The sequence below is a fragment of the Martinezella sp. CNPSo 3795 genome, assembly GCF_057784475.1.
Window position 1 is genome coordinate 492,398 of record NZ_JBXSOQ010000003.1, and the last position, 20,054, is coordinate 512,451.

Annotated in this window: 20 protein-coding genes; all 20 read left to right on the forward strand. The window is 60.5% G+C overall.

Features of this window, described 5'->3' with window-relative positions; genetic code table 11:
* Positions 1 to 5 precede the first annotated feature (5 nt).
* The 20 genes from AC13QY_RS12105 (at position 6) to gpJ (ending at position 20,048) form a co-directional block, all read left to right on the forward strand.
* Positions 6 to 560 (forward strand): phage protein Gp27 family protein, encoded by a 555-nt coding sequence (locus tag AC13QY_RS12105; RefSeq protein WP_488493509.1) that lies wholly within the window; start codon positions 6 to 8, stop codon positions 558 to 560.
* Entirely contained in the window at positions 560 to 1,996 is a 1,437-nt protein-coding gene (locus AC13QY_RS12110) for a phage terminase large subunit family protein (protein WP_488493510.1), read from the forward strand. The genes AC13QY_RS12105 and AC13QY_RS12110 overlap by 1 nt, the downstream gene beginning before the upstream one ends.
* Positions 1,996 to 3,537, forward strand: a complete 1,542-nt coding sequence (locus AC13QY_RS12115; protein ID WP_488493511.1) for a DUF935 domain-containing protein — start codon at positions 1,996 to 1,998, stop codon at positions 3,535 to 3,537. The genes AC13QY_RS12110 and AC13QY_RS12115 overlap by 1 nt, the downstream gene beginning before the upstream one ends.
* A complete protein-coding gene (locus AC13QY_RS12120) occupies positions 3,534 to 4,808 on the forward strand; it encodes a phage head morphogenesis protein (protein WP_488493512.1) in 1,275 nt (424 codons plus the stop codon). Before AC13QY_RS12115 ends, AC13QY_RS12120 begins: the two co-directional genes overlap by 4 nt.
* A 228-nt stretch (positions 4,809 to 5,036) precedes the next feature.
* The gene (locus tag AC13QY_RS12125) at positions 5,037 to 6,104 is read left to right on the forward strand and encodes a phage protease (RefSeq protein WP_488493513.1); all 1,068 of its coding nucleotides are present in this window, start codon (positions 5,037 to 5,039) and stop codon (positions 6,102 to 6,104) included.
* Complete coding sequence (locus AC13QY_RS12130) at positions 6,101 to 6,508, forward strand: hypothetical protein (protein WP_488493514.1); 408 nt, start codon at positions 6,101 to 6,103, stop codon at positions 6,506 to 6,508. Before AC13QY_RS12125 ends, AC13QY_RS12130 begins: the two co-directional genes overlap by 4 nt.
* Positions 6,509 to 6,520: 12 nt before the next feature.
* On the forward strand, positions 6,521 to 7,417 hold the full coding sequence (locus AC13QY_RS12135) for a Mu-like prophage major head subunit gpT family protein (protein ID WP_488493515.1): 897 nt from the start codon (positions 6,521 to 6,523) through the stop codon (positions 7,415 to 7,417).
* 101 nt (positions 7,418 to 7,518) lie between these two features.
* Positions 7,519 to 7,860, forward strand: a complete 342-nt coding sequence (locus tag AC13QY_RS12140; RefSeq protein ID WP_488493516.1) for an HI1506-related protein — start codon at positions 7,519 to 7,521, stop codon at positions 7,858 to 7,860.
* Between the two features lie 115 nt (positions 7,861 to 7,975).
* Positions 7,976 to 8,413, forward strand: coding sequence for a gp436 family protein (locus tag AC13QY_RS12145; protein WP_488493517.1), 438 nt, complete (start codon positions 7,976 to 7,978; stop codon positions 8,411 to 8,413).
* Position 8,414: 1 nt separating this feature from the next.
* Positions 8,415 to 8,990, forward strand: coding sequence for a phage virion morphogenesis protein (locus AC13QY_RS12150; RefSeq protein ID WP_488493518.1), 576 nt, complete (start codon positions 8,415 to 8,417; stop codon positions 8,988 to 8,990).
* Positions 8,987 to 9,403, forward strand: coding sequence for a phage tail terminator protein (locus AC13QY_RS12155; protein ID WP_488493519.1), 417 nt, complete (start codon positions 8,987 to 8,989; stop codon positions 9,401 to 9,403). The genes AC13QY_RS12150 and AC13QY_RS12155 overlap by 4 nt, the downstream gene beginning before the upstream one ends.
* On the forward strand, positions 9,400 to 9,594 hold the full coding sequence (locus AC13QY_RS12160) for a hypothetical protein (RefSeq protein WP_488493520.1): 195 nt from the start codon (positions 9,400 to 9,402) through the stop codon (positions 9,592 to 9,594). Before AC13QY_RS12155 ends, AC13QY_RS12160 begins: the two co-directional genes overlap by 4 nt.
* Positions 9,595 to 9,597: 3 nt before the next feature.
* Positions 9,598 to 10,524 (forward strand): phage tail tube protein, encoded by a 927-nt coding sequence (locus tag AC13QY_RS12165; protein WP_488493521.1) that lies wholly within the window; start codon positions 9,598 to 9,600, stop codon positions 10,522 to 10,524.
* Between the two features lie 20 nt (positions 10,525 to 10,544).
* Entirely contained in the window at positions 10,545 to 10,991 is a 447-nt protein-coding gene (locus tag AC13QY_RS12170) for a hypothetical protein (RefSeq protein WP_488493522.1), read from the forward strand.
* A 56-nt stretch (positions 10,992 to 11,047) separates the two neighbouring features.
* On the forward strand, positions 11,048 to 11,350 hold the full coding sequence (locus tag AC13QY_RS12175) for a DUF1799 domain-containing protein (RefSeq protein ID WP_488493523.1): 303 nt from the start codon (positions 11,048 to 11,050) through the stop codon (positions 11,348 to 11,350).
* Positions 11,350 to 15,120 carry a phage tail length tape measure family protein gene (locus AC13QY_RS12180; RefSeq protein ID WP_488493524.1) on the forward strand — a complete coding sequence of 1,257 codons (3,771 nt, stop codon included), beginning with the start codon at positions 11,350 to 11,352 and terminating at the stop codon, positions 15,118 to 15,120. Before AC13QY_RS12175 ends, AC13QY_RS12180 begins: the two co-directional genes overlap by 1 nt.
* Positions 15,121 to 15,353: 233 nt before the next feature.
* A complete protein-coding gene (locus AC13QY_RS12185; protein ID WP_488493525.1) occupies positions 15,354 to 15,776 on the forward strand; it encodes a hypothetical protein in 423 nt (140 codons plus the stop codon).
* Complete coding sequence (locus tag AC13QY_RS12190) at positions 15,773 to 16,297, forward strand: hypothetical protein (RefSeq protein ID WP_488493526.1); 525 nt, start codon at positions 15,773 to 15,775, stop codon at positions 16,295 to 16,297. The genes AC13QY_RS12185 and AC13QY_RS12190 overlap by 4 nt, the downstream gene beginning before the upstream one ends.
* Positions 16,294 to 16,716 carry a C40 family peptidase gene (locus AC13QY_RS12195; RefSeq protein WP_488493527.1) on the forward strand — a complete coding sequence of 141 codons (423 nt, stop codon included), beginning with the start codon at positions 16,294 to 16,296 and terminating at the stop codon, positions 16,714 to 16,716. Before AC13QY_RS12190 ends, AC13QY_RS12195 begins: the two co-directional genes overlap by 4 nt.
* Positions 16,713 to 20,048 carry a TipJ family phage tail tip protein gene (gpJ, locus tag AC13QY_RS12200; RefSeq protein WP_488493528.1) on the forward strand — a complete coding sequence of 1,112 codons (3,336 nt, stop codon included), beginning with the start codon at positions 16,713 to 16,715 and terminating at the stop codon, positions 20,046 to 20,048. Before AC13QY_RS12195 ends, gpJ begins: the two co-directional genes overlap by 4 nt.
* The last annotated feature ends 6 nt before the right edge of the window (positions 20,049 to 20,054 follow it).

The following is a 20,054-nucleotide window of genomic DNA, read 5'->3' on the forward strand; positions in this document are numbered from 1 at the left end:
CCGCCATGGCAGGACGCGGCCGACTTTCCAGCCTGGATGAACTGCCGGAAGAGGCCCAGGACGATCTGGTCTGGGCAATCTCCGAACTCAACCAGCGCAAACGCACCCAGGCCGATATTCTGTTCGAGCTGAACGACCGACTCGAGGTGAAGGGTGTTGAGCCGATTTCGCGCTCTGCTTTTAACCGTCGCTCTATGCGCCTGGCGCGCCGATCGGCGCAGCTTGAAGAGCGTAAGTTCATCTACGCCGGCATTGCCGAACGCTTGACCCCGGAAGAAGTCGGAAAGTCCGACATGGTGCTGGGCGAGTTCCTCAAGACGCTCATCGACGAGATCCTGGATCACGACGGGCTCGATAGCAAGAATGCCATGGAGCTGGCCAGGGCCTACAAGGAAACCGTTATCGCCCAGCGGCATTCGGCCGAGCATCGGCGAAAAGCCGAAGACGAAGCAAAAGCCAAGCTGCAGCAAGCCGTTGAGGAGGTCGGGCAAGTTGTTCGTAAGGCCGGTGTCTCGCAAGAAACATTGGACGAGATCAATAGGCGACTGGGTATCATCTGATGGGCCGAGCAACTATTATCCCGGCCAATCCGTCTACGATCTTCCTACCCTACCAAGGGCGGTGGATTACGGACAAGTCACGCCTCAAGCTTATGGAGAAAGGTCGCCAGATCGGTCTCTCGTGGTCCACCGCCTATGCGACGGTGTCACGCACAGCGCTGGCAGACGCACGTCATGATCAGTGGGTATCGTCACGAGACGATGCGCAGGCCCGGCTCTTTCTGGAGGACTGCAAGCTATGGTCGGGTAACCTGGAACTGGCTGCCCGCGACCTTGGCGAGGAAATCATCGATCCGGAGAAGAAGCACACCGCGCATGTGCTTCGCTTCGCCAACGATCGTCGCATCCATTCGATGAGTTCCAATCCGGACGCACAGGCTGGCAAGCGCGGCGGCCGTGTTCTCGACGAGTTCGCTCTTCATCCTGATCCGCGTCTGCTCTGGTCGATCGCCTATCCCGGTATCACATGGGGCGGAGCGATGGAGGTCATATCCACGCATCGTGGCTCGCAGAACTTCTTCAACACCCTGGTGCGCGAGGCCCGCGAGGGCGGGAACCCGAAGAAGATCAGCCTGCATCGCGTCACGCTCGAAGACGCGCTTAACGATGGCTTCCTTTACAAGCTCCAGCAATCCCTTCCTGCCGACGACGAACGTCAGGAGATGGACGAAGGGGAGTATTTCAACTGGGTTCGATCTGGCGCGGCCGACGAGGAGAGCTTCCTCCAGGAATACATGTGCCAGCCCGCCGACGACAATGCGGCATTCCTGGAATACGACCTGATTGCCGCTTGCGAATATCCGGCCAATGCGAACTGGCAGGAAATCGAAGGGCGGGAACTTTATGCCGGCATCGACATCGGGCGCAAACATGACCTGACGGTACTCTGGATCGTCGAGAGGCTGGGCGACGTACTTTATACCAGGCACGTCGAAACGTTGAAGAACATGTCCAAGCCGGAGCAGGAAAAGGTACTTTGGCCATGGATCGGACGCTGCAGACGCAGCTGCTTCGACGCCACGGGCCTTGGCATCGGTTGGGCCGACGACGCCCAGGCTAAGTTTGGCGAACATGCTGTCGAAGCGGTGACCTTCACCCCGCGTGTCAAGGAAGCACTCGCCTATCCGGTTCGATCCCATATGGAGGATCGTCGTGTGCGTATCCCCTATGACAAATGGATACGCTCGGATCTTCGGTCTGTGACCAAACAGGTCAGCGTTACCGGCAACATCCGTTTCACAGCAGAGCGAACTCCCGATGGTCACGCCGACCGCTTTTGGGCGCTGGCGTTGGCGCTTGAGGCCGCGCGCGGCATGAAGCGTGAATACGACTATCAAGGTGCGCCGCCTCCAAAGAACAAACTTTCAGAGCAGCAGGGCGATGACGAGAGCCAATTCCGCATGTCGTCGCTGCGCAACCGACGTGGAGGCTATTGATGGCCCAGATCCTCGACCAATATGGCCGCCCTATCCAGAAAGCCGCCATGGCCCAGCAGCAAGGCGGCGCAACCGTCGTTGGCGTGCGCCGCCCTAATGGTAATCACCAGGCACCCGGCCTGACGCCGCCCAAGCTCGCCCGCATTTTGCGTCAGGCGATCGACGGTGATCCGGAGCGATATCTTGAACTTGCCGAGGACATGGAAGAGCGCAACGAGCACTATGCCGGCGTTCTCGGTGTCCGAAAGCGCCAGGTCGCCGGCCTTGATATCACTGTTGAAGCAGCCGGTGATGATGCTGAAAGCCAGAAGGATGCCGATCTTGTTCGGGATTTCATCGCTCGTGAGACGTTTGAAGATGAGCTGTTCGATATTCTCGACGCGGTAGGCAAGGGCTTCTCGGCAACCGAGATCATCTGGGACACGTCCGAGAGTCAGTGGCGAATTGCCGAACTGAAATGGAACGATCCGCGCTGGTTCCGATTTGATCGCACCGACGGCGAAACACTGAAGCTGCGCGGCGAAGCGGGCGATGAAGATCTGTGGCCGGCCAAATGGATCGTGCACCGGGCAAAGATCAAGTCAGGCCTGACAGTCCGTGGCGGTCTTGCGCGATCGGCGGCGTGGGCGTTCATGTTCAAGGCCTTCAATGTCTCCGATTGGGCGATCTTCTGCGAGGCATACGGTCAGCCACTCAGGGTCGGCAAGTATGGTCCCGACGCCACGCCCGAGGATAAAGACAAGCTTCTGAGGGCCTTGGCGAACATCGCCTCCGACTTCGCCGGCATGATCCCAGCCTCCATGGAGATCGATTTTATTAAGGCGGAGCTGTCCGGCAGCATGGATCTCTATGAGCGTCGAGCGGATTGGCTCGATCGCCAGATCTCAAAGCTCGTCCTAGGGCAGACGGCCACCACTGATGCCCAGGCGGGCGGCTATGCCGTTGGCAAGGTCCATGATGGTGTGCGCGAAGATATCGAGCGTGCCGACGCCCGTCAGCTTGCCGCGAGCCTCAACCGAGATGCCGTCATTCCGCTGGTGTCGCTCAACAATGGCCCGCGCAAGAAGTATCCCAGGATCAAGATCGGCCGTCCGGACGAAGTCGACACACAGGCTCTCGTCGACAATGTCGCGAAGCTCGTACCGCTCGGCCTTAAGGTTGGCATGTCGACCATCCGCGATAAGATTGGCCTGCCAGATCCTGGCGCAGATGAAGAGCTGCTTCGCCCCAATACGAGCAGTCCGCCGCCGTCGACGGAGAACCCAGCCGCCATCGCGACCCAGAGCGTTTCCGGCAAGGCTGACACAGACGCCATTGACCGCGCTGCGGCCGATATCGTCGGCTCAGACTGGGAGGAAATCGCTTCTCCGATCGTCGACGGCCTGGATGAAGAGCTGGGAGCCGCCACCTCGATCGAGGAAGCGCAGGCCATCCTGGCAAAGCGCGTTGCCACGATGGGCGTAAACAGCTTCGTCCAGTTGCTGGCAAGGGCCGCATTTGCGGCGCGCATCTCTGGCGAAACGGACGAGCCATTGTCATGACGGCCGTCCTCGCGCCGCTGAAGCCGGTAGATGCGATCAAGGCGCTGAAGGCACGCGGCCAAAATTTGTCGCCTTCGTTCTCCTGGCAGGATGTGTATGCGGAGGAGCATGCTCGGCAGTTCACCGTCGCCAAGTCGGCCGGCTTCGATATTCTGAATGATCTTTTCGACGGGCTTCAAACCAGCCTTGAAGAGGGCAAGACGTTTCGGGATTTCGCCGCCCAGGTGAAACCGCTCTTGCAGGCCAAAGGTTGGTGGGGTGTCCAGAAGGTCACGGATCCGCTGACCGGCAAAGAGCGGCCGGCGCAGCTGGGATCGACGAGCCGCCTGCAGCTGATCTTCAACGCGAATATGCGTGTCTCCTATGCGGCTGGCCATTGGACCGCGTTCGAACGAAACAGGAGACTTCGCCCCTGGCTGCGCTATGTCTGCATCCTCGACGATCGCACCCGGCCGGAACACCGCAAGCGCCACAATCTATGCCTGCCCGTCGATCACCCCTATTGGGACACCTGGGCACCGCCATGCGGCTGGAACTGCCGTTGCAGCCTGCAGAGCCTCTCCGATCGTGATGTCGATCGGATGCGCGACCAGTTGAATTTCACGCCTCCGCCTGACGATCTTATTCCATTCACCAACCGACGCACTGGCGAGATCCGGTTAATACCTCGCGGTATCGATCCTGGCTGGGATCACAATCCAGGCAAGCAGGGGTTCCTTGCCCTGGATGCGGCCGAGAAACTGATCAGCGCGCCCCCGGCGATGGCGGCGCAAATGAATGCGGATCCGCAATGGCTCGTGAACCCGGTCGATGATGAATATCGCTCCTGGTACGAAGCCACCATGAACGGCGCGAAGACGGATCGGTCAGTTGCTGCCGTTGGCGCGCTCCAGCCGGACACGGTCGCCAAGCTAACGTCGAGCGGCCTTCCACCAGCGAGCGCCGCGATCACGGTTGCCCAGCCGGTGTTGCAGCGGATGGCGTCTAGCAACATCGGTTCCTCCCTGTTGCGCAGCCTGCCGTTCCATCTATCCCGCCCGGACGCGGTGCTACTCGACAAACGGACGAGTGCCTTGCTCTATGTCTACGGCGGCCCGGAAATGATTGCTCGTCGCATTGTCTTGCAACTGGACTTCCCTCTCAAGCTGGCCACTTCCGCACAGCAGCGGACGCCTCCGGTGACCAATGCTGTTAAAAGCATTTCGGTCGTCGATGAGCGCCAACTACGCGACCGGGATTCCTATCTTCTCCTGGCTGGATCTCTGGATTGATCAGCGGTCAAAATAAACGGCCACACACGCGCTTGTTGATCTAGGACGGACGATGCGCCGAAAAACTCAAGAAAACGCGCCAGTGGGCTTTGAAAGTAGTTCGAAATCGATGCCTTGCCCTTACGTGGGCCTGTGATATGTATCCGTCAGCCGTAAGCGACATTCGCCGGCCTCACCCGAAAACCCTATCGGCTGTTTTGACCAGGTGCGCCGGGGCATGTTCGCCCCATGACGAAACGCACCGCAAACCTCTTTTCCAATCTGGTTGCGGCCCATGCAGTGATGCTTGGGCCGGATGCTGCCGCTGAGGCCGACGCCTCTGAGGGCAAGTGGATCATGCTGCTGCCGGCCGGGTCGTTTTCCGGCCGCGACGGTCGCGGTCCCTATACCACTGACAACGTGGATGGCATGCGCCGCGTCATCGACGCCACGACCCAGCGCGCCGGCAATACGGATCTGGTCGTCGACTATGATCACCAGTCGCAATTTTCCGCTATTCCCGGCGTCGGTGGTAAGGCTCCGGCCGCTGGCTGGATCAAGGAATATCAGGCTCGCCCTGACGGTCTCTATGGCCGCATTAAGTGGACCGACCGCGCTGCGCAGTCGATCCGCGCCGAAGAGTACCGCTACATCTCCCCGGTCTATCAGCACGACAAGTCCGGCAAGGTGCTGCGCCTGATCTCGGCCGGGCTCACCAACACGCCCAATCTCGATCTTGCGGCAGTTGCCGCGAGTAGCCAACCCAACCAACAGGAACCGGACATGAAAAACATTGCCGCTGCCTTGGGGCTCCCCGAGGACGCGGATGAGAATGCTATTCTCACCGCAATCAACAAGTCCCTGACCAGCACGTCCAGCATCGCTGTTGCGGCCGGTCTCGCTGCCACGGCGAAGCCGGAAGAAATCGTAACTGCGATCAATTCGGCCCGCACCACTGTCGACCCCGCGAAGTTCGTGCCGATCGAACAGGTCCAGGCTCTGCAGACTGCCGTAAACGCGCTGCAGCAGAAGGTGGCGGGCGACGATGCGGAGACCGCCGTCAACTCCGCCATCAAGGATGGCAAGCTCGCTCCCGCACTCAAAAATTGGGGCTTGGAGTACCACAAGAAGGATGCCGCCGGTTTCAAGGCGTTCGTTGAGGGCTCCCCTGTTCTGACCGCAACCCAGCGCACAACGACCACGGTTGCCGGCAAGGCTGCCGACGACGATCTGACGCCCGAGGATCTGGCGGTCATGAGGCAGATGGGTATCTCCAAAGAAGCCTTCCTGAAGGCCAAGAAAGGCGGTGATGCATGACGGCTCTCTCGGCAGATCGCAACACGCCGCAGCGTTCTGGCGACAACCGGAATTTTCCGGTGAAGGCAGGAGTAACTCTCTATGCCGGTGCGATGGTCGCTATCGACGCAACTGGCATGCTGGTGCCGGCCGCGTCCGTTGCTGCTCTCAAGGTTGTCGGTCGCAACGAACGGCAGATCATCAATACCGGCGCTGACGGCTCCGTCCGTGGCGACGTGAAGCCGGGCATCTTCCGGTTCAACAACTCGACGTCGACCGACGCCATCGCGATCACCGATATCACCGCCGACTGCTACGCGGTCGACGATCAGACGGTCGCCAAAACCTCCAACTCCTCCGCTCGTCCCGTCGCCGGCAAGATCTACGATGTCGACGCCCAGGGCGTGTGGGTCAAGATCTCTTAAAGGGGACCATTCATGCAGATCACCCGCGAAGCTCTTCAGTCGGCGAACGTTGGCTTCAATGCAGCGTTCCAGGCCGGCCTCGCACTCGCCACTCCGATGTGGCAACGCATCGCAACTCGCGTTACCTCCACCACAAAAACGAACGAATATGGCTGGCTCGGTCAGTTCCCGCAGATGCGCGAATGGATCGGCGATCGTGTCGTCAACGGCCTCGCGAGCCATGGCTACTCGATCAAGAACAAGTCGTTCGAAACGACGATCGGCGTCGACCGTGACGACTTCGATGACGACAACCTTGGCATCTACGCGCCGATGTTCCAACAGTTGGGCCAGAATGCTCAGGAGTTCCCGGACACGCTCGTCTGGGGCCTGTTGGGTGCTGGCTTTGCGACGAAGTGCTACGATGGTCAGTTCTTCTTCGATACTGATCACCCTGTTATCGACGCGAACGGCAATGTCACCTCTGTCGCCAACACAGACGGCGGCTCCGGCGCTGCATGGTTCCTGGTGGACGATACGCGCGCGCTCAAGCCGCTGATCTATCAGGACCGACGAGCGTTCACCAATCTGGTGAAGAAGGACAAGGAAGAAGACGACAATGTTTTCTTCAGAAAAGAGTACATCTACGGCGTCGATGGCCGCTGCAACGTAGGTTTTGGCTTCTGGCAACAGGCATGGGGTTCAAAGCAGACGCTTGACGCTGCTCACTATGAGACGGCCCGCGTTGCACTGACCAGCATGGAAACCGATTACGGCCGCAAGCTTGCTATCAAACCACGACTCCTGGTCGTCGGTTCCTCCAACGAAGGCGCGGCGCGTAGGATTGTGGGTAATTCCCTCAAAGACGGCGGCGGTACCAACGAATGGTTCGGCACGGCTGAAGTCCTGGTCGTTCCCTGGCTTGACTGATCATCGGCCTCCCAAGGCCGGGAGCCGTCAGCGAGAGCTGGCGGTTCCTGATGCAAGAGCCGGATGGCGGCTTTTTCACCAGGAACCGAAGAGGACTGAACATGCCACCGAAAAACAGTGCATCTGCCGTAACCGAAAATGATGGAGCCTTGACCGAGCTGCTGAAGAGCCGCGAGGAAGAATTCAAGGCCAAGTATCCGCTGACCTATGCGCTCATGAAGGCATGGGACGGCGTCGAGCGTCCGTTCCTTCGTGTGGTCTCGGCCGTCGATGGCTTTCGTCGTGGTGGCATCGCCCACGTCAAGGGCGCGGTCATCCACGACCTGGAGAGCTTCACCCGGCCAGAGCAGATCGAGCAGATCCTTGCCGACCCGACGCTGACGTCGGATTTCGTGCCGGCGCCCGAAGACGACGGCTCGGACAAGAAGTCGACCGACGCCTGATTTCAGGGAGGAGAGCCGCGAGGGGCGCGACGGCAGACACCCGGACAAACCCCGAAGCCTGACCTTGTGAGTGCGGACCACGAGCAAACAGCGGCAATATTTCGAGACAGGACCAATGACCTATTGCACGAAGCAGGATTTGATAGACCGATTTGGCGAGAAGGAGCTGACGCAGCTCACCGACCGTACAAACACGCCTGCCTCGACGATCGACGATGTCGTTGTCGATCGCGCGCTCACCGATGCCACCGCATTGGCGGACGGCTATATCGGCAAGGTCTACAGTCTGCCGCTTGCCGAAGTGCCGCCAACGCTCACCAAGGCGACGGCCGATATCGCCCGCTACTATCTCCATGCGCGTGGCGTCGAAAAGGACAGCCCTGTCCAGCGCGCCTACGACCAGGCGCTCTCTTGGCTGAAGGATATTTCGAAGGGGCTCGTCCAGCTCAATGATCCGGTGACCGGCGACATACCGCCCTCTGCAGGCGGCGGTCAGGTTCAGATCATCGCTCCGGAGCGTGTGTTCTCGCGCCATACCTTGAGGGGCTATTGAGATGTCCGGAGCCTCGATTGAGATCAAAGACGAGCTGACGCCAGCACTGACACGGATGCTCGAAACCGCCGAAAATCCGGCCGAGATCATGAGCGGTGTCGCTGGCTACCTGCTTACGTCGACCCAGCAACGATTTGAGCGTGAGACCGGACCCGATGGCCAGAAATGGCAGGGTCTATCACCGCGCACCGCCAATCGACGCGCCGGCCGTGGTCGGGCCGTTCGCGGCTACGAACACATTCTCCGGGATACAGCGCGGCTCTATGGCTCGCTGACCACCCGCTCGGATGCGACCAGCGCCGCTGCCGGCACGAATGATATCCGCGCCGGAGCCCATCAATTTGGCGCGGAGATCCAGCAACCCGAGCGGAGCCAGAAACTCAGCCTGAAGCGCATCAGGAGCAAGAACGGCGTCCGCTTCGTCAAGGCAGGGACCAAGGGCGCGACCGAGCGCGACGTCACGATCGGCGCGCACGTCGTCAGAATTCCGGCAAGGCCGTTTTTCGGGATCAACGACGCCGATCGGCAAGAGATCGGTGAAATCATCATGGACGGCTTTGGGAGGGACGCACAGTGATCATCGCCGACATCAAAGCACAGCTCAACGCGGCCGGAACGCCATTCGCGCTGGTCGAGGGTGCAAACGAGCTTGCTCAGGTCACAGATCGCCCGCCTGCCATACCGGCCGCGTATGTATTCGTATCGGGCGAGGCTTCGGAAAAGAACCAGCGCGCCACTGGTCCCATTCTTCAACGCACCGCGGTTGATGTCTCAATCGTCTACATCACCGAAAACGCCGGCACACATGAAGACACCGCGCGTGACATCGAGGCACTGAAGAAGTGGAGCCGCGAGCATCTGCTTGGCTTCAAACCGACCGGCGCTGAACCGCTCGAACACATTGTCGGAAAGATCCAGCAAGCCAGGGACAACATGGTCTGGTTCGAGGACGTCTTTGGCACCGCCGTTTACCAGAAGGAACAACTATGACGCATCCCAAGGAAGGCGGCTCCTATCGCCGCGAAAAAGACGAGAGCCTCACTCGCGTCACCTTTACCCAAACCGGCGATCCTGCTGCCCAGACGGAAGCCGCGCCAGCCACCGAACCTCAAACCGATGCGCCCGCCGTGACCGAGATCCCGGCCGAGGACGATACCGGCAGCAAGAAGGGAAAGAACTAAGCGATGACGAAGTTCGCGAGAAACAAGGCCATCCTTGTGAAGATGGAAACGGTCTATGGCACCGACCCGACGCCGACCGGGTTGCTGAATGCGATGCAGGTGACGAACTTCAGGCCGGAGCCGTTCGTTGGTCAGGACGTCGAACGAGACATTCTCCTGCCATATATGGGCCACTTCGGCACTATCTTTACCGCCAACTACGGCCGAGTAAGCTTCGAGGTGGAAGTGGCGGGTGCAGGCACGCCCGGCGATGCCCCGGCTTATGGTCCGCTTCTGCGCGCCTGTGCGATGGCGGAGACGGTCACCGCCACGACGGACGTGAAGTACAATCCGATTTCATCGGCTTTCGAGTCGGCCGCGATCTACTACTTTATGGACGGCATCAAGCACGCCATGGTCGGCATGCGTGGCACCTTCACGCTTGCATTCCAGCCTGCGGGGATCGCCCGTTTCGTCTTCACCTTCCAAGGCCTTCTGCTAACGGTCAGCGATACGCCGGCACCGACAGTCGATCTCACCAAATTCATCGATCCTGTCGAGGTTTCCAAGGCGAATACGACATTCACCCTCCATGGCTATGCGGGCGCCTGCGAGAGCTTCCAGTTCGATTATGGCGGTGATGTTCAGCCGCGAATGCTCATCAATCATGAGTCGATCCAGTTCACGGATCGGCGGATGACCGGGAGTGCAACCATGGACGCCGAGGCTCTGTCGGTCATCAACTGGGATGATAGAGCCAAAAAGAAGACACTGGGCGCGATGGTCGCCAAGCACGGCACGGTCGCTGGCAACATCGTCCAGTTCGATGCTCCGTCCGTGCAGATCGGCCGCTATGGCTACGACGAAAGCCAGAAGATCATCACCAACTCGCTGCCGATGATCATCAAGCCGGTCGCCGGCAACGATGAATTCGTCATCACCGTCAAGTAAGTTTCAAAGGACTTTAAAATATGTTCAAATTGGTCCCGACCCTGACCGCATGGTGGCCGGTATCCGTCCTCGAACCCGATAACGACAATCCCGGCAAGCTGAAGGAATTCACCTTCGAGGCGGAATTCGTCATTCGCGGCCGGGAGGAAATGAAGCCCTACCAGGACGAGCGTGATGCTCTGTTGAAGCAGTTGCCCAGTGCGGCCGACTTCCTGGAAGACCGCGCCGCTGCTCAAGCGAAGGCTGAAAAGATCGGCAAGAAAATCGAAGCCCATGATCAGAAGATGTTCCATCTCATGATCCGGAACTGGCGTGGCGTCTTTGATGAGGCCGAAAACCCGATTCCGTTTACCGCCGATGCACTGAATATGGCGCTCAACCTCGATCGCGTCCGAGCCGGCCTGAACGGGGCTTACGAACAGGCGATTTCGAACGATAAGGCTCGCCTGGGAAACTTGAAAGCCTAGCCAAGAGCTGGGCGATGAACAGGACGGGCCGGGTCGATCGACGCCGGCCCGCGCGAATGACAGACGAGGTTCGAAAAGAGTTCGCGGAGTTTGGCGTCAACGTTCCTCCGCAACAGTCGAAAGACGATGATTTCGACGCGGTTGCCAGGGGCAATTGGGAAAGCCTGATGGCCTTCCTTGCTTGCGATACGCAGTGGCGCATCTGCGGGGTTGGGCTGGCGGGAATGGTTTGGGTCGGTCTCGATTATACGGCCTGCGACGTTGTCTTTCGCAGGCGCGGTTTCTCGGACGATCTCTGGGATGATATTCGTGTGATGGAGGAAGCCGCACTCCCCATACTCAATAGTGGAGATACTTGATGGCTTCGCCCCTCAGACTTGCCGCCGTTGTCACGCTTGACACCAGCCAAGTCGGCCCGAGCGCCCAGACGAGCCAGAAGGCGATTTCTGGCATCGGTACAGCCGCCGATGCCAGCGCCAGCCAGATCCAGCGCCTGATCGATCAGCAGCTGCGCATCGGGCAGCCGGCCGCAAACCTCAATTCCCGCGCCGACGATATCGCTGCTTATGGTCAGCAGCTCGATCAGCTTCGAGCAAAATACAATCCGCTCTTTGCGGTCATCTCGAACTATAAATCTGCGGTCGCCGATATTCGCGAAGCCAACAGGCTGGGGGCGATCTCGGCCGATGAGATGACGCAGGCTCTCACACGCCAGCGCCAAGCCGCCCTGGGCGCGATCGACGCGGTCAAAGGCAGATCCGCAGAGAGCGGCCCTGCAGCAAACTTCCGTCGCACGAACCTGACGTATCAGCTCTTCGACATTGGTCAGGGCGCAATCGGTGGTCAGCCGCTCGGCATGATCGCGGCCCAGCAGCTTCCGCAGATTGCCCAGATCTATGCAGGACAGGGCGGCGTCAACACGGCGCTGAAGGACTTCAGCTCGCTCGCCTCCGGAGCGGCACGTTTTATCACTCCGCTAACAGCCGGCGTTGCGGGGCTGACTGCCGTCCTCGGGCTCGGTGCCAAGGCCTGGGGTGACTATCTCGCTTCGGAGAAGGAAGTCGAAACGGCTGCAGCCGGCCTTGGTCGTGCCGTCGCCGGCACGCAAGCGAGCATGGATGCCGCTGCTCGCGCCGGCGCGTCAGCTGCCGGGATCTCGGTCAGCTCCGCCAAGTCGATGGAAGCGGCCTTCCTTCGCACCGGCAAGATCGGGAACGACAATTTCCAGAAACTGATTTCGATCAGCAAGGATTTCGGGGCGACGATCGGCACCGATGCAGACGCTGCCGGCCAGGCTCTCGCTCAGATGTTTGCCGACCCTGAGAAAGCCGCACAGCAGCTCTACCAGCAATACGGCCTTATCGACGCGGCTACGGCTCGGCAGGCCACCAATCTTGCCCGCTCAAACCGGCAGTCGGAGGCGCAAACGGTCTTGCTCGACGCCCTGCCAGGGAAACTTGCTAGCGCCGCCGAAGCCACGACTGCATTCGGACGTGCTTGGGACTTTGTGGCGAAGAACTCCAGCAATGCATGGGACTGGATCGGACGAACCGTCGACAGAGCCGTTTCGGGTCCATCGTTAGAAGATCAGCTTGCTTTGCAACAGGCGCGCCTTCAGGGCACAAAGAATGATCCCCTAGCGCGGTTCTTTGGTGTGGGAAGTTCCGCTCAGAGCGCTATTGACGACATACAAGCCCAAATAAAAAAGCGCGATGAGGAAGCTGCCGCTCGCCAAAAGGCAGCGAACGATATCAGGTTGAGCCAGGCCGCGACCAGCAATGCCGATGCCTCCGCTTCCAACAATGATTCTTTGCGGATTGAAGCCTATCGGAACAGCATTGCTGCGATGCGCTCCGGTTTGAATGTGTCGGGCATCGATGACACGCAGCGCCAGCGGATCACAACTGCGATCGCGGCCCAGGAACGCGCCCTCGACGCATTGATCAACAAGCAGGCCAACGCTGCACAGTTGGATCGCCTCGACATTCAGATCCAGAATGAGCGCAACCCCCTGATCAGGGCGGAGTTAGAAGCGCGCCGCACGCGCCTTCAGCTGTCCGACCAGGAGATCAAGACGAGTGAACTGGAGGCTGCGGTCGGGCGAGCACGCAATAAGGTCATTCAGGAGACCATCTCGACCGCGCAGACGCAGTCCGGCGACATGCAGGCGGAGATCGACATCCGCACAAAGCTGAGTGCCCAGGTTGCCGCCGGCACTATCACGGCGGATCAGGCGAACACGCAGCTGCAGACTGAACTCGCATTGCGCCCGCTCATTCTCGCCGCCGCCAAGGCCGAGGGAGCAGAGCGCGCGGCACTGCTGGATACGATCACCAAGCTTCGTTCCGCCTATGACGGCATGGCGCAGGCGCAGCGTGACGCGAATGCCGCGAGCTATTTGAGCGATCAGCAGCGCAATGTTGATCGCCTGCGGTTCCAGACCTCCATTGCCGGCCGTGGTACCAATGACCAGGCGCTCGCGCTCGCGCAATATGATGCAGAGGCGAAAATTCGCGAGTTGGGCACCGATCCCAGCGGCGATCGAGCCAAAGGAATTCGCGCGGCCGCTACCGCCCAGGCCGAATGGAACCAGCAGCTTGCCCGCACCACAGATGCCTGGAACACGATCCGTCGTGCCGAAGAAGACGCGATAGACAGCGCTGTCGATAAACTCAGCTCCGGCGATTTCAAAGGTGCTCTCGACAGTATAGCCGAGGATGCGAAAAAGACCCTTCTTCAGTTGGGTGTGACCAATCCGCTGAAGAACGCGCTGACCGGCTCAAACTACGGCACCCTTGCCGATACGGGCGGCATGACCGGCGTCTTCAAACAGATGTTCGGTGGCGGTCAGTCCGTCGCCTCAATGGCGGTTACTGCAGGCTCCGTCATGATCAACGGCGGCATAACGGCCGGCGCCGGCTCGCTCATTCCGCAGGCGGCGAACAACAACGCTCTTGGCGTCGTTGCCAGCAACCCATTGGCTGGTGTCGGCAATGCGCTCACCTTCGGTGGCAATTACAAGGGTGCCAACGTCGATCCGCGCCTGACGGACATCATGAACCTTGCCGCGCTGCGTATGCCCGGTTACGGCGTACAGGCGATCTCGGGCTATCGTGCCGGCGATCCCCGCTTCCATGGGAAGGGAATGGCGGACGACATCCAGTTGACCGATCTTGCGACCGGCAAGATCCTCAACAACTATCAGGATCCGTCGACCTTCGGCTCTTACGAACGCTTCGCCCAGGTCGCTCGCCAGGTGCAGATGGAGAAATATCCCGAGCTGGCGGACCAATTCCGCTGGGGCGGATACTTCAGCGGCGGTCCAGGCAAGTACGGCGCGATGGATCTGATGCATTTCGATCTGGGCGGCAACAAGGTCGGCATGGGCGGCGGCTCCTGGGCGAACGGCCTGACCTCGGCACAGGCATCCCTCTGGCCGGGCATCCAGTCGTCGGGAAATCAGGCCGCACAAGCCCTCACGAAACTTGCTGCCGGATCGGCCGGTGCAACACAGAACCTGGGCGTCTTCGGCAACGGCCTCGGGCAGTTTGGTCAGAACCTCGGCTCCGCCTTCAATGGTGGCGGCATGACTGCGAGTGGCGGTGGCATCTTCGGCTCGCTGATCAGCGGCACCTCGAACTTCTTCACCTCGCTTTTCGGGGGTAGCGTCTCCGATCCGTCCAGCATCTTTTGGAAGCCGAACACGACTTATTCTTCCTTCCTGAGAGGCTACGATGTTGGTGGCTTCACAGGCCCTGGCGGTCGCCTTGAACCTGCAGGCGTCGTCCATAAGGGTGAAGTTGTCTGGAGCCAGGATGACGTTCGACGTGCGGGTGGTGTCGCCACAGTGGAAGCCATGCGGCTTGGCTATCGCGGCTACGATCGCGGAAGCGTCGTCGGTGGCGGGCAGACGGTCATCAATCCCTCCAGCGGCGATAGCAAGATCGAAATCCACAACTACACCGGTGCCAACGTCCAAGCCGAGCAGACAACCGATGAGCGGGGCGCACGGCAGACCAAGTTTGTCATTTCTGACACGGTCGGCGATGCCATGGGCACGAAGGGCGGCGGCGCGGCAAAGACCCTGAACAGAACCTACGGCGTGAAGCGCAAAGGCATCTCGCGATGACGTGATAGGGCTGGCGGATTCGCCTTGAAAGGTGTAGGCCTAGCGCATCCCAAACATTGAAATCATGAACACCCGAAAGCCCTTTCGGCTGTTTTGCTGCGCCTATATGGGGAGAAATCAAGCCATCCTGCCGGCGATGTCGCCGGCCTTTTTTCATGGATGGCGATGCTGCTTCTGGAAACATACGCAAGCTCTTGTGGCTTGCTCTCGCTCGATCCGTGCCGGGGGATGGCATGACCGTTCCGACATGGCCGAGCGAGCTTCCGCGTCCGGAACGTAGCAGCTGGCAGAGATCCCGCCAGGAGAGCCGTCTCAAGCGAAATTCGGAAACGGGATCGCCGGGCTATCGCAGGCGGTTTTCTTCGACCGCGTCTCACGTCAGCCTTTCTGTACTTCTCGATCGAAACCAAAAGGCCAAGTTCGACCAGTTCTACGACGAGACCACAAAGGCTGGCTCTCTGCCGTTCTATATGTCGGACCCGACGACGGACGGATGGAAGCTCTACGCCGCCGACGGCCGTCCTCTGAAGACTGGCGACGGCCGGCAGATCCTACTTTCGAAGCGCTGGCTCTGCCTGTTTGGCGATGACGTCCCGGCCGAGACGATCGTTGGCATCGAATTCCGAATGACCTTTTCCGTGTGGGTGATGCCATGAGGCGGATGTCTCTCAACGCCCGGATGGCCCAGGACGCCCAGAGCACCAGCGAAATCTACGTGGCGCTATTCCACATCGAGCACTCATCGCTCGATAAGCCGGTGCTTCTATCGACGGACAATACCGAACGCCTTCAAGACGATCCGCTGATGTATGGGACGCGCTCTACCTGGATGGGCGTCAACCCGATCACGGATCCATATCTATTCGTGCTGGCCTCCGCCAACGTGCCGTCTGACATCGATGACGCGGCGACCGAGATGAGCTTCGTCCTGGAGAACGTCGACAACGACATCGCGAAGCTCCTGCGGTCGTTCACTGATTTTGCGACCGTGAGCGTCGCCGTCGTGCTCGCAGAGTCCCCAAACCTGATCGAAGCCGAATGGCAGGGCCTCAAGCTCATGAGCTCCCAGATCAATCCCGGCGAGGTCACGCTTAGCGCCGGCCGCCAGCCGATCGAGGATGAGAAGGTTCCATCCGGCCGCATGACGAAGAACAGGTTCCCGGGGGTGCACCGATGAACCACTGGACCACACCCTATGTGGGCCTGCCGTATTTATTGCTCGGCCGCGATCGGCGCGGTGCTGACTGCTGGGGGCTTGCCGTTCTCGTCTATGCCGAACAGCTGGACATTGCGCTTCCGCATTATGCGGACGCGCTCACGTCGCCTGAAGAGCATGCCGAATTGGCGGCGCTGATCAATGATGTTGCCAGCGCCGGCCCATGGAAGCCGGTTGCCTATCCGCGCGCTTTGGACATCGCCGTCTTCCGGCGCGGGAGGGAGGAGACGCACGTCGGCATCGTCGTCTCTCCGGGGCTGATGCTGCACACCTCGGCCGACGATCACTCACGTCTCGAGCATTATGGCACCGGCCGCTGGGGCAACCGGCTGGCGGGCATTTATCGGCATGTAAAAGCCGCTTCAAGGGGGCTTGAATGACCGATAAAAAGACCGTCATTCCTGTCCTCGCAGCGCCGTTCTTCGATCCGGGCGTTGGTCGTGTGAACCTTGAACTGCAACCAGGCCTGTCGGTCGCTGAGATCGTCGCTGCCGCCTTGCCTCGGCTGACTGAATACGATCTCGCCCACGCTCGCGTGGTGCTGATCTCCGATCGCGGCAGCGCCGTCATCGAGCGCAGCCATTGGGCGCGCGTCTACCCGCATGCCGGCGTCCGCGTTGTCATCCGGATCGTTCCGGGAAAGGATGCGCTGAGATCGATCCTGTCCGTGGTGGTCACGATCGCTGCCGTTGCTCTTGGTCAGGTTTGGGCTCCGGCGCTTGCCGGCACGCTCGGCATCAGCACCCAATTTGCGGCAGGGATCATCAGCCTGGGAGCAACGGTTCTTGGTAACCTGCTCATCAATGCCCTGATCCCGCCCGTCTCTAGCGACAACGACAAGAATACGAGTTACCAGATCACCGGCTGGCGCAACAAACTTGATCCGGACGGCGTCATACCGTTGATCCTCGGCAAGGTTCGCTATGCGCCGCCCTTCGCCGCGACGTCCTATACGGAGATCGTCGGCGACCTGCAGTACATCCGCGCCAACTTCTGTTTCGGCTACGGGCGGCTCGCGCTGTCGGATTTCCGGATCGGCGACACAGCCTTTTCCGACTATGACGAGATCACGCAGGAAGTCCGCGAGGGCTTGCCGACCGACGCACCGATTACGCTCTATCCCACGCAGATCTACGAAGAGAGCGTCGGCGCCGAACTTGCGCGGCCGGAGCACCGCGATGACGCGGGCAACGAGATCGACGGCCCTGGCATCGAGACGCCGATCATCCGAACCACGGGTTTCGATGCGTCCGGCGCTTCCGTCATATTCGGGTTTCCGGCCGGCCTCGGCAAAGTTGACGACAAAGGTAAGCAGAAGAACGTCACCGTCACCATGCGCATCCGCCAGCGGCCGAGTGGCACCGATGCCTGGACCGATGTCGCGACGCTCGATTTCACGGCCAAGAAGTTCGAGGGCTTCTATCGGCAGTACACCTGGGGCTTTGCTGCGCGCGGCCGATACGACATCGAGGTCACGCGGATGACCGACGAATTCACCAGCCAATCGACGCAAGGGCGCACGACATGGGTGGCGCTGCAGACGCTGCGGCCGGAATATCCGCTGAACTTCCCGTATCCGCTGGCACTGGTCTCACTCCGCGTCAAAGCAACCTATCAGCTCAACGGCGCGCTCGATAATTTCAATGCGCTTGCCAGCAGAATCTGCCTGGATTGGGATAGCGCCTCGCAGACATGGATCGAACGGGAGACCCGCAATCCGGCATCGCTCTATCGGTACATCCTGCAGTCTCCCGCCAATCCGAAACCTGTTCCCGATTCGGAAATCAACCTGCCGCTTCTCCAGAGCTGGCATGAGTTCTGCGCTTCAAAGGGTCTCAAGTATGACAAGGCGATCGATGATGAGGGCACGCTGGGCGATCGCCTGAAGGAGATCGCAGCGGCCGGCCGTGCCACGCCCTGGCACGACGGCATTCGCCACGGCGTCGTCATCGACCGGCCACAGGAACTCGTGGTCGACCACATCAATCCGCGCGTCAGCTGGAATTTCCAGTCCACCCGAACCTATTTCGAAGCGCCGCACGGGTTCCGCATCCAGTTCCTCGACCAGACCAACGATTACAAGCAGGCGGAGCGCCTGGTGCCGTGGCCGGGCTATTCAGGCGACATCCTGCTCACCGAGCAGTTGGAGCTGCCGGGCAAGACCGATCCGGCCGAGATCTGGAGAGAAGCGCGCCGCAAGATGTACGAGGCGATCTATCGTCCGGACGTGCACACGGCGACGGTCGACGGCCCGATCCGCGTCGCCACACGCGGTGACCTGGTTATGGGCAGCTTCGACGTTCTCGACCGCACCCAGATCGCCACGCGCGTCAAATGGGCAGAAGGCCGGCTGGTCGAACTGCAAGATGCCGTCACCATGTCGTCGGGACAGGACTATGCGATCCGCTTCCGCGTCTTTGCCGATGAAGACGACACGATCGGTGTCAGCGTCGTTCGGCGCGTCCAGACCAACGCCGGCGAACATACCGTGCTTGTGCTCCTGGATGACGGCGACGAGCCGGTCGCCGGCGCTGTGATCCATTTCGGCGGCGCGCTGACCGAAAGCATGCCGCTGATCGTCACCCGCGTCGAAGCCGCACAGGACATGGCGACGAATTTCACCATGATCGATGCCAGCCCGATCATCGACGAGCTGACAGACGCTGAAGTACCGCCGCCATGGTCCGGCCGCGTCGGCGACGATATCGGCAACAATACAGGCCTGCCGCCGGCTCCGGTCTTCGATTCAATCCTGACCGGATATTCGGGTACCGAGATCGAAGGCGGCCTCCAGGTTAACCTGAAGCCGGGCAGCGGAGCGGTTCCGAGCGTCACCTTCCGTGTCCAGCACCGGCTGAACGGTGCGACAGACTGGCAGACTGTCGACTTTCCTGCTTCGAACGGCGGTTGCTCGATCGACGGCTACAGCAACGGCCAGCCGGTGCAGATCCGCGCGGCGGCTCTCAATGCGGCCGGTCAGGTTGGTCCCTTCACGGTGGTCGTCAATGTGACGATCGGCGCGCAGGACGCCGCGCTGCCCCAGGCGCTGGACAGTTCCATGGTGAGCGTCGGCGCACTCCTCGGCGGCGCGACGGTCATGTTCTCGACCGGCACCGACGCGGCCACAACGCAGGTGCAGATCTATCGGTCGCAATCGTCGACGCTCGACCGTGCAACGGATGCGGTCGGCGCTCCGGTTGGTGTCTCGCCATCGCGGAGCTTCAGTGTCCCTGTCGGCGACATGACCCGTTCCAATCTGGCAACGAACGGCGGTTTTGACAGCGATAGCGGCTGGACGAAAGGAACTGGCTGGACGATTGCTGCCGGCGTAGCGAGCCATGCGACCGGGACGGCCGCCAGCATTTCGCAAGCGCGGGCAACGACCGTCAACACCTACTACCGCCTTGCCTTCACGCTTTCCGGCGTGACGGCCGGCACACTGACGCCACAACTTACAGGCGGCACTACACAATCCGGCGCGGCTCGATCGGCGAACGACACGTTCTCTGATCGCATCCAGGCCGTCACTGGAAACAACAACTTGGCCTTCGCGGCTTCGTCGACCTTCGTCGGTTCGATCGACAACGTCGTGATCTTCGAAGAGACGACAACTTGCCTGGCCGCCGGCGTTCATTACTTCTGGCTTGAACCTCAAAACTCTGACGGTGTTGCCGGCCCCTTGGCCGGCCCCTTCACCACGTCCATTCGATAGGGGAAG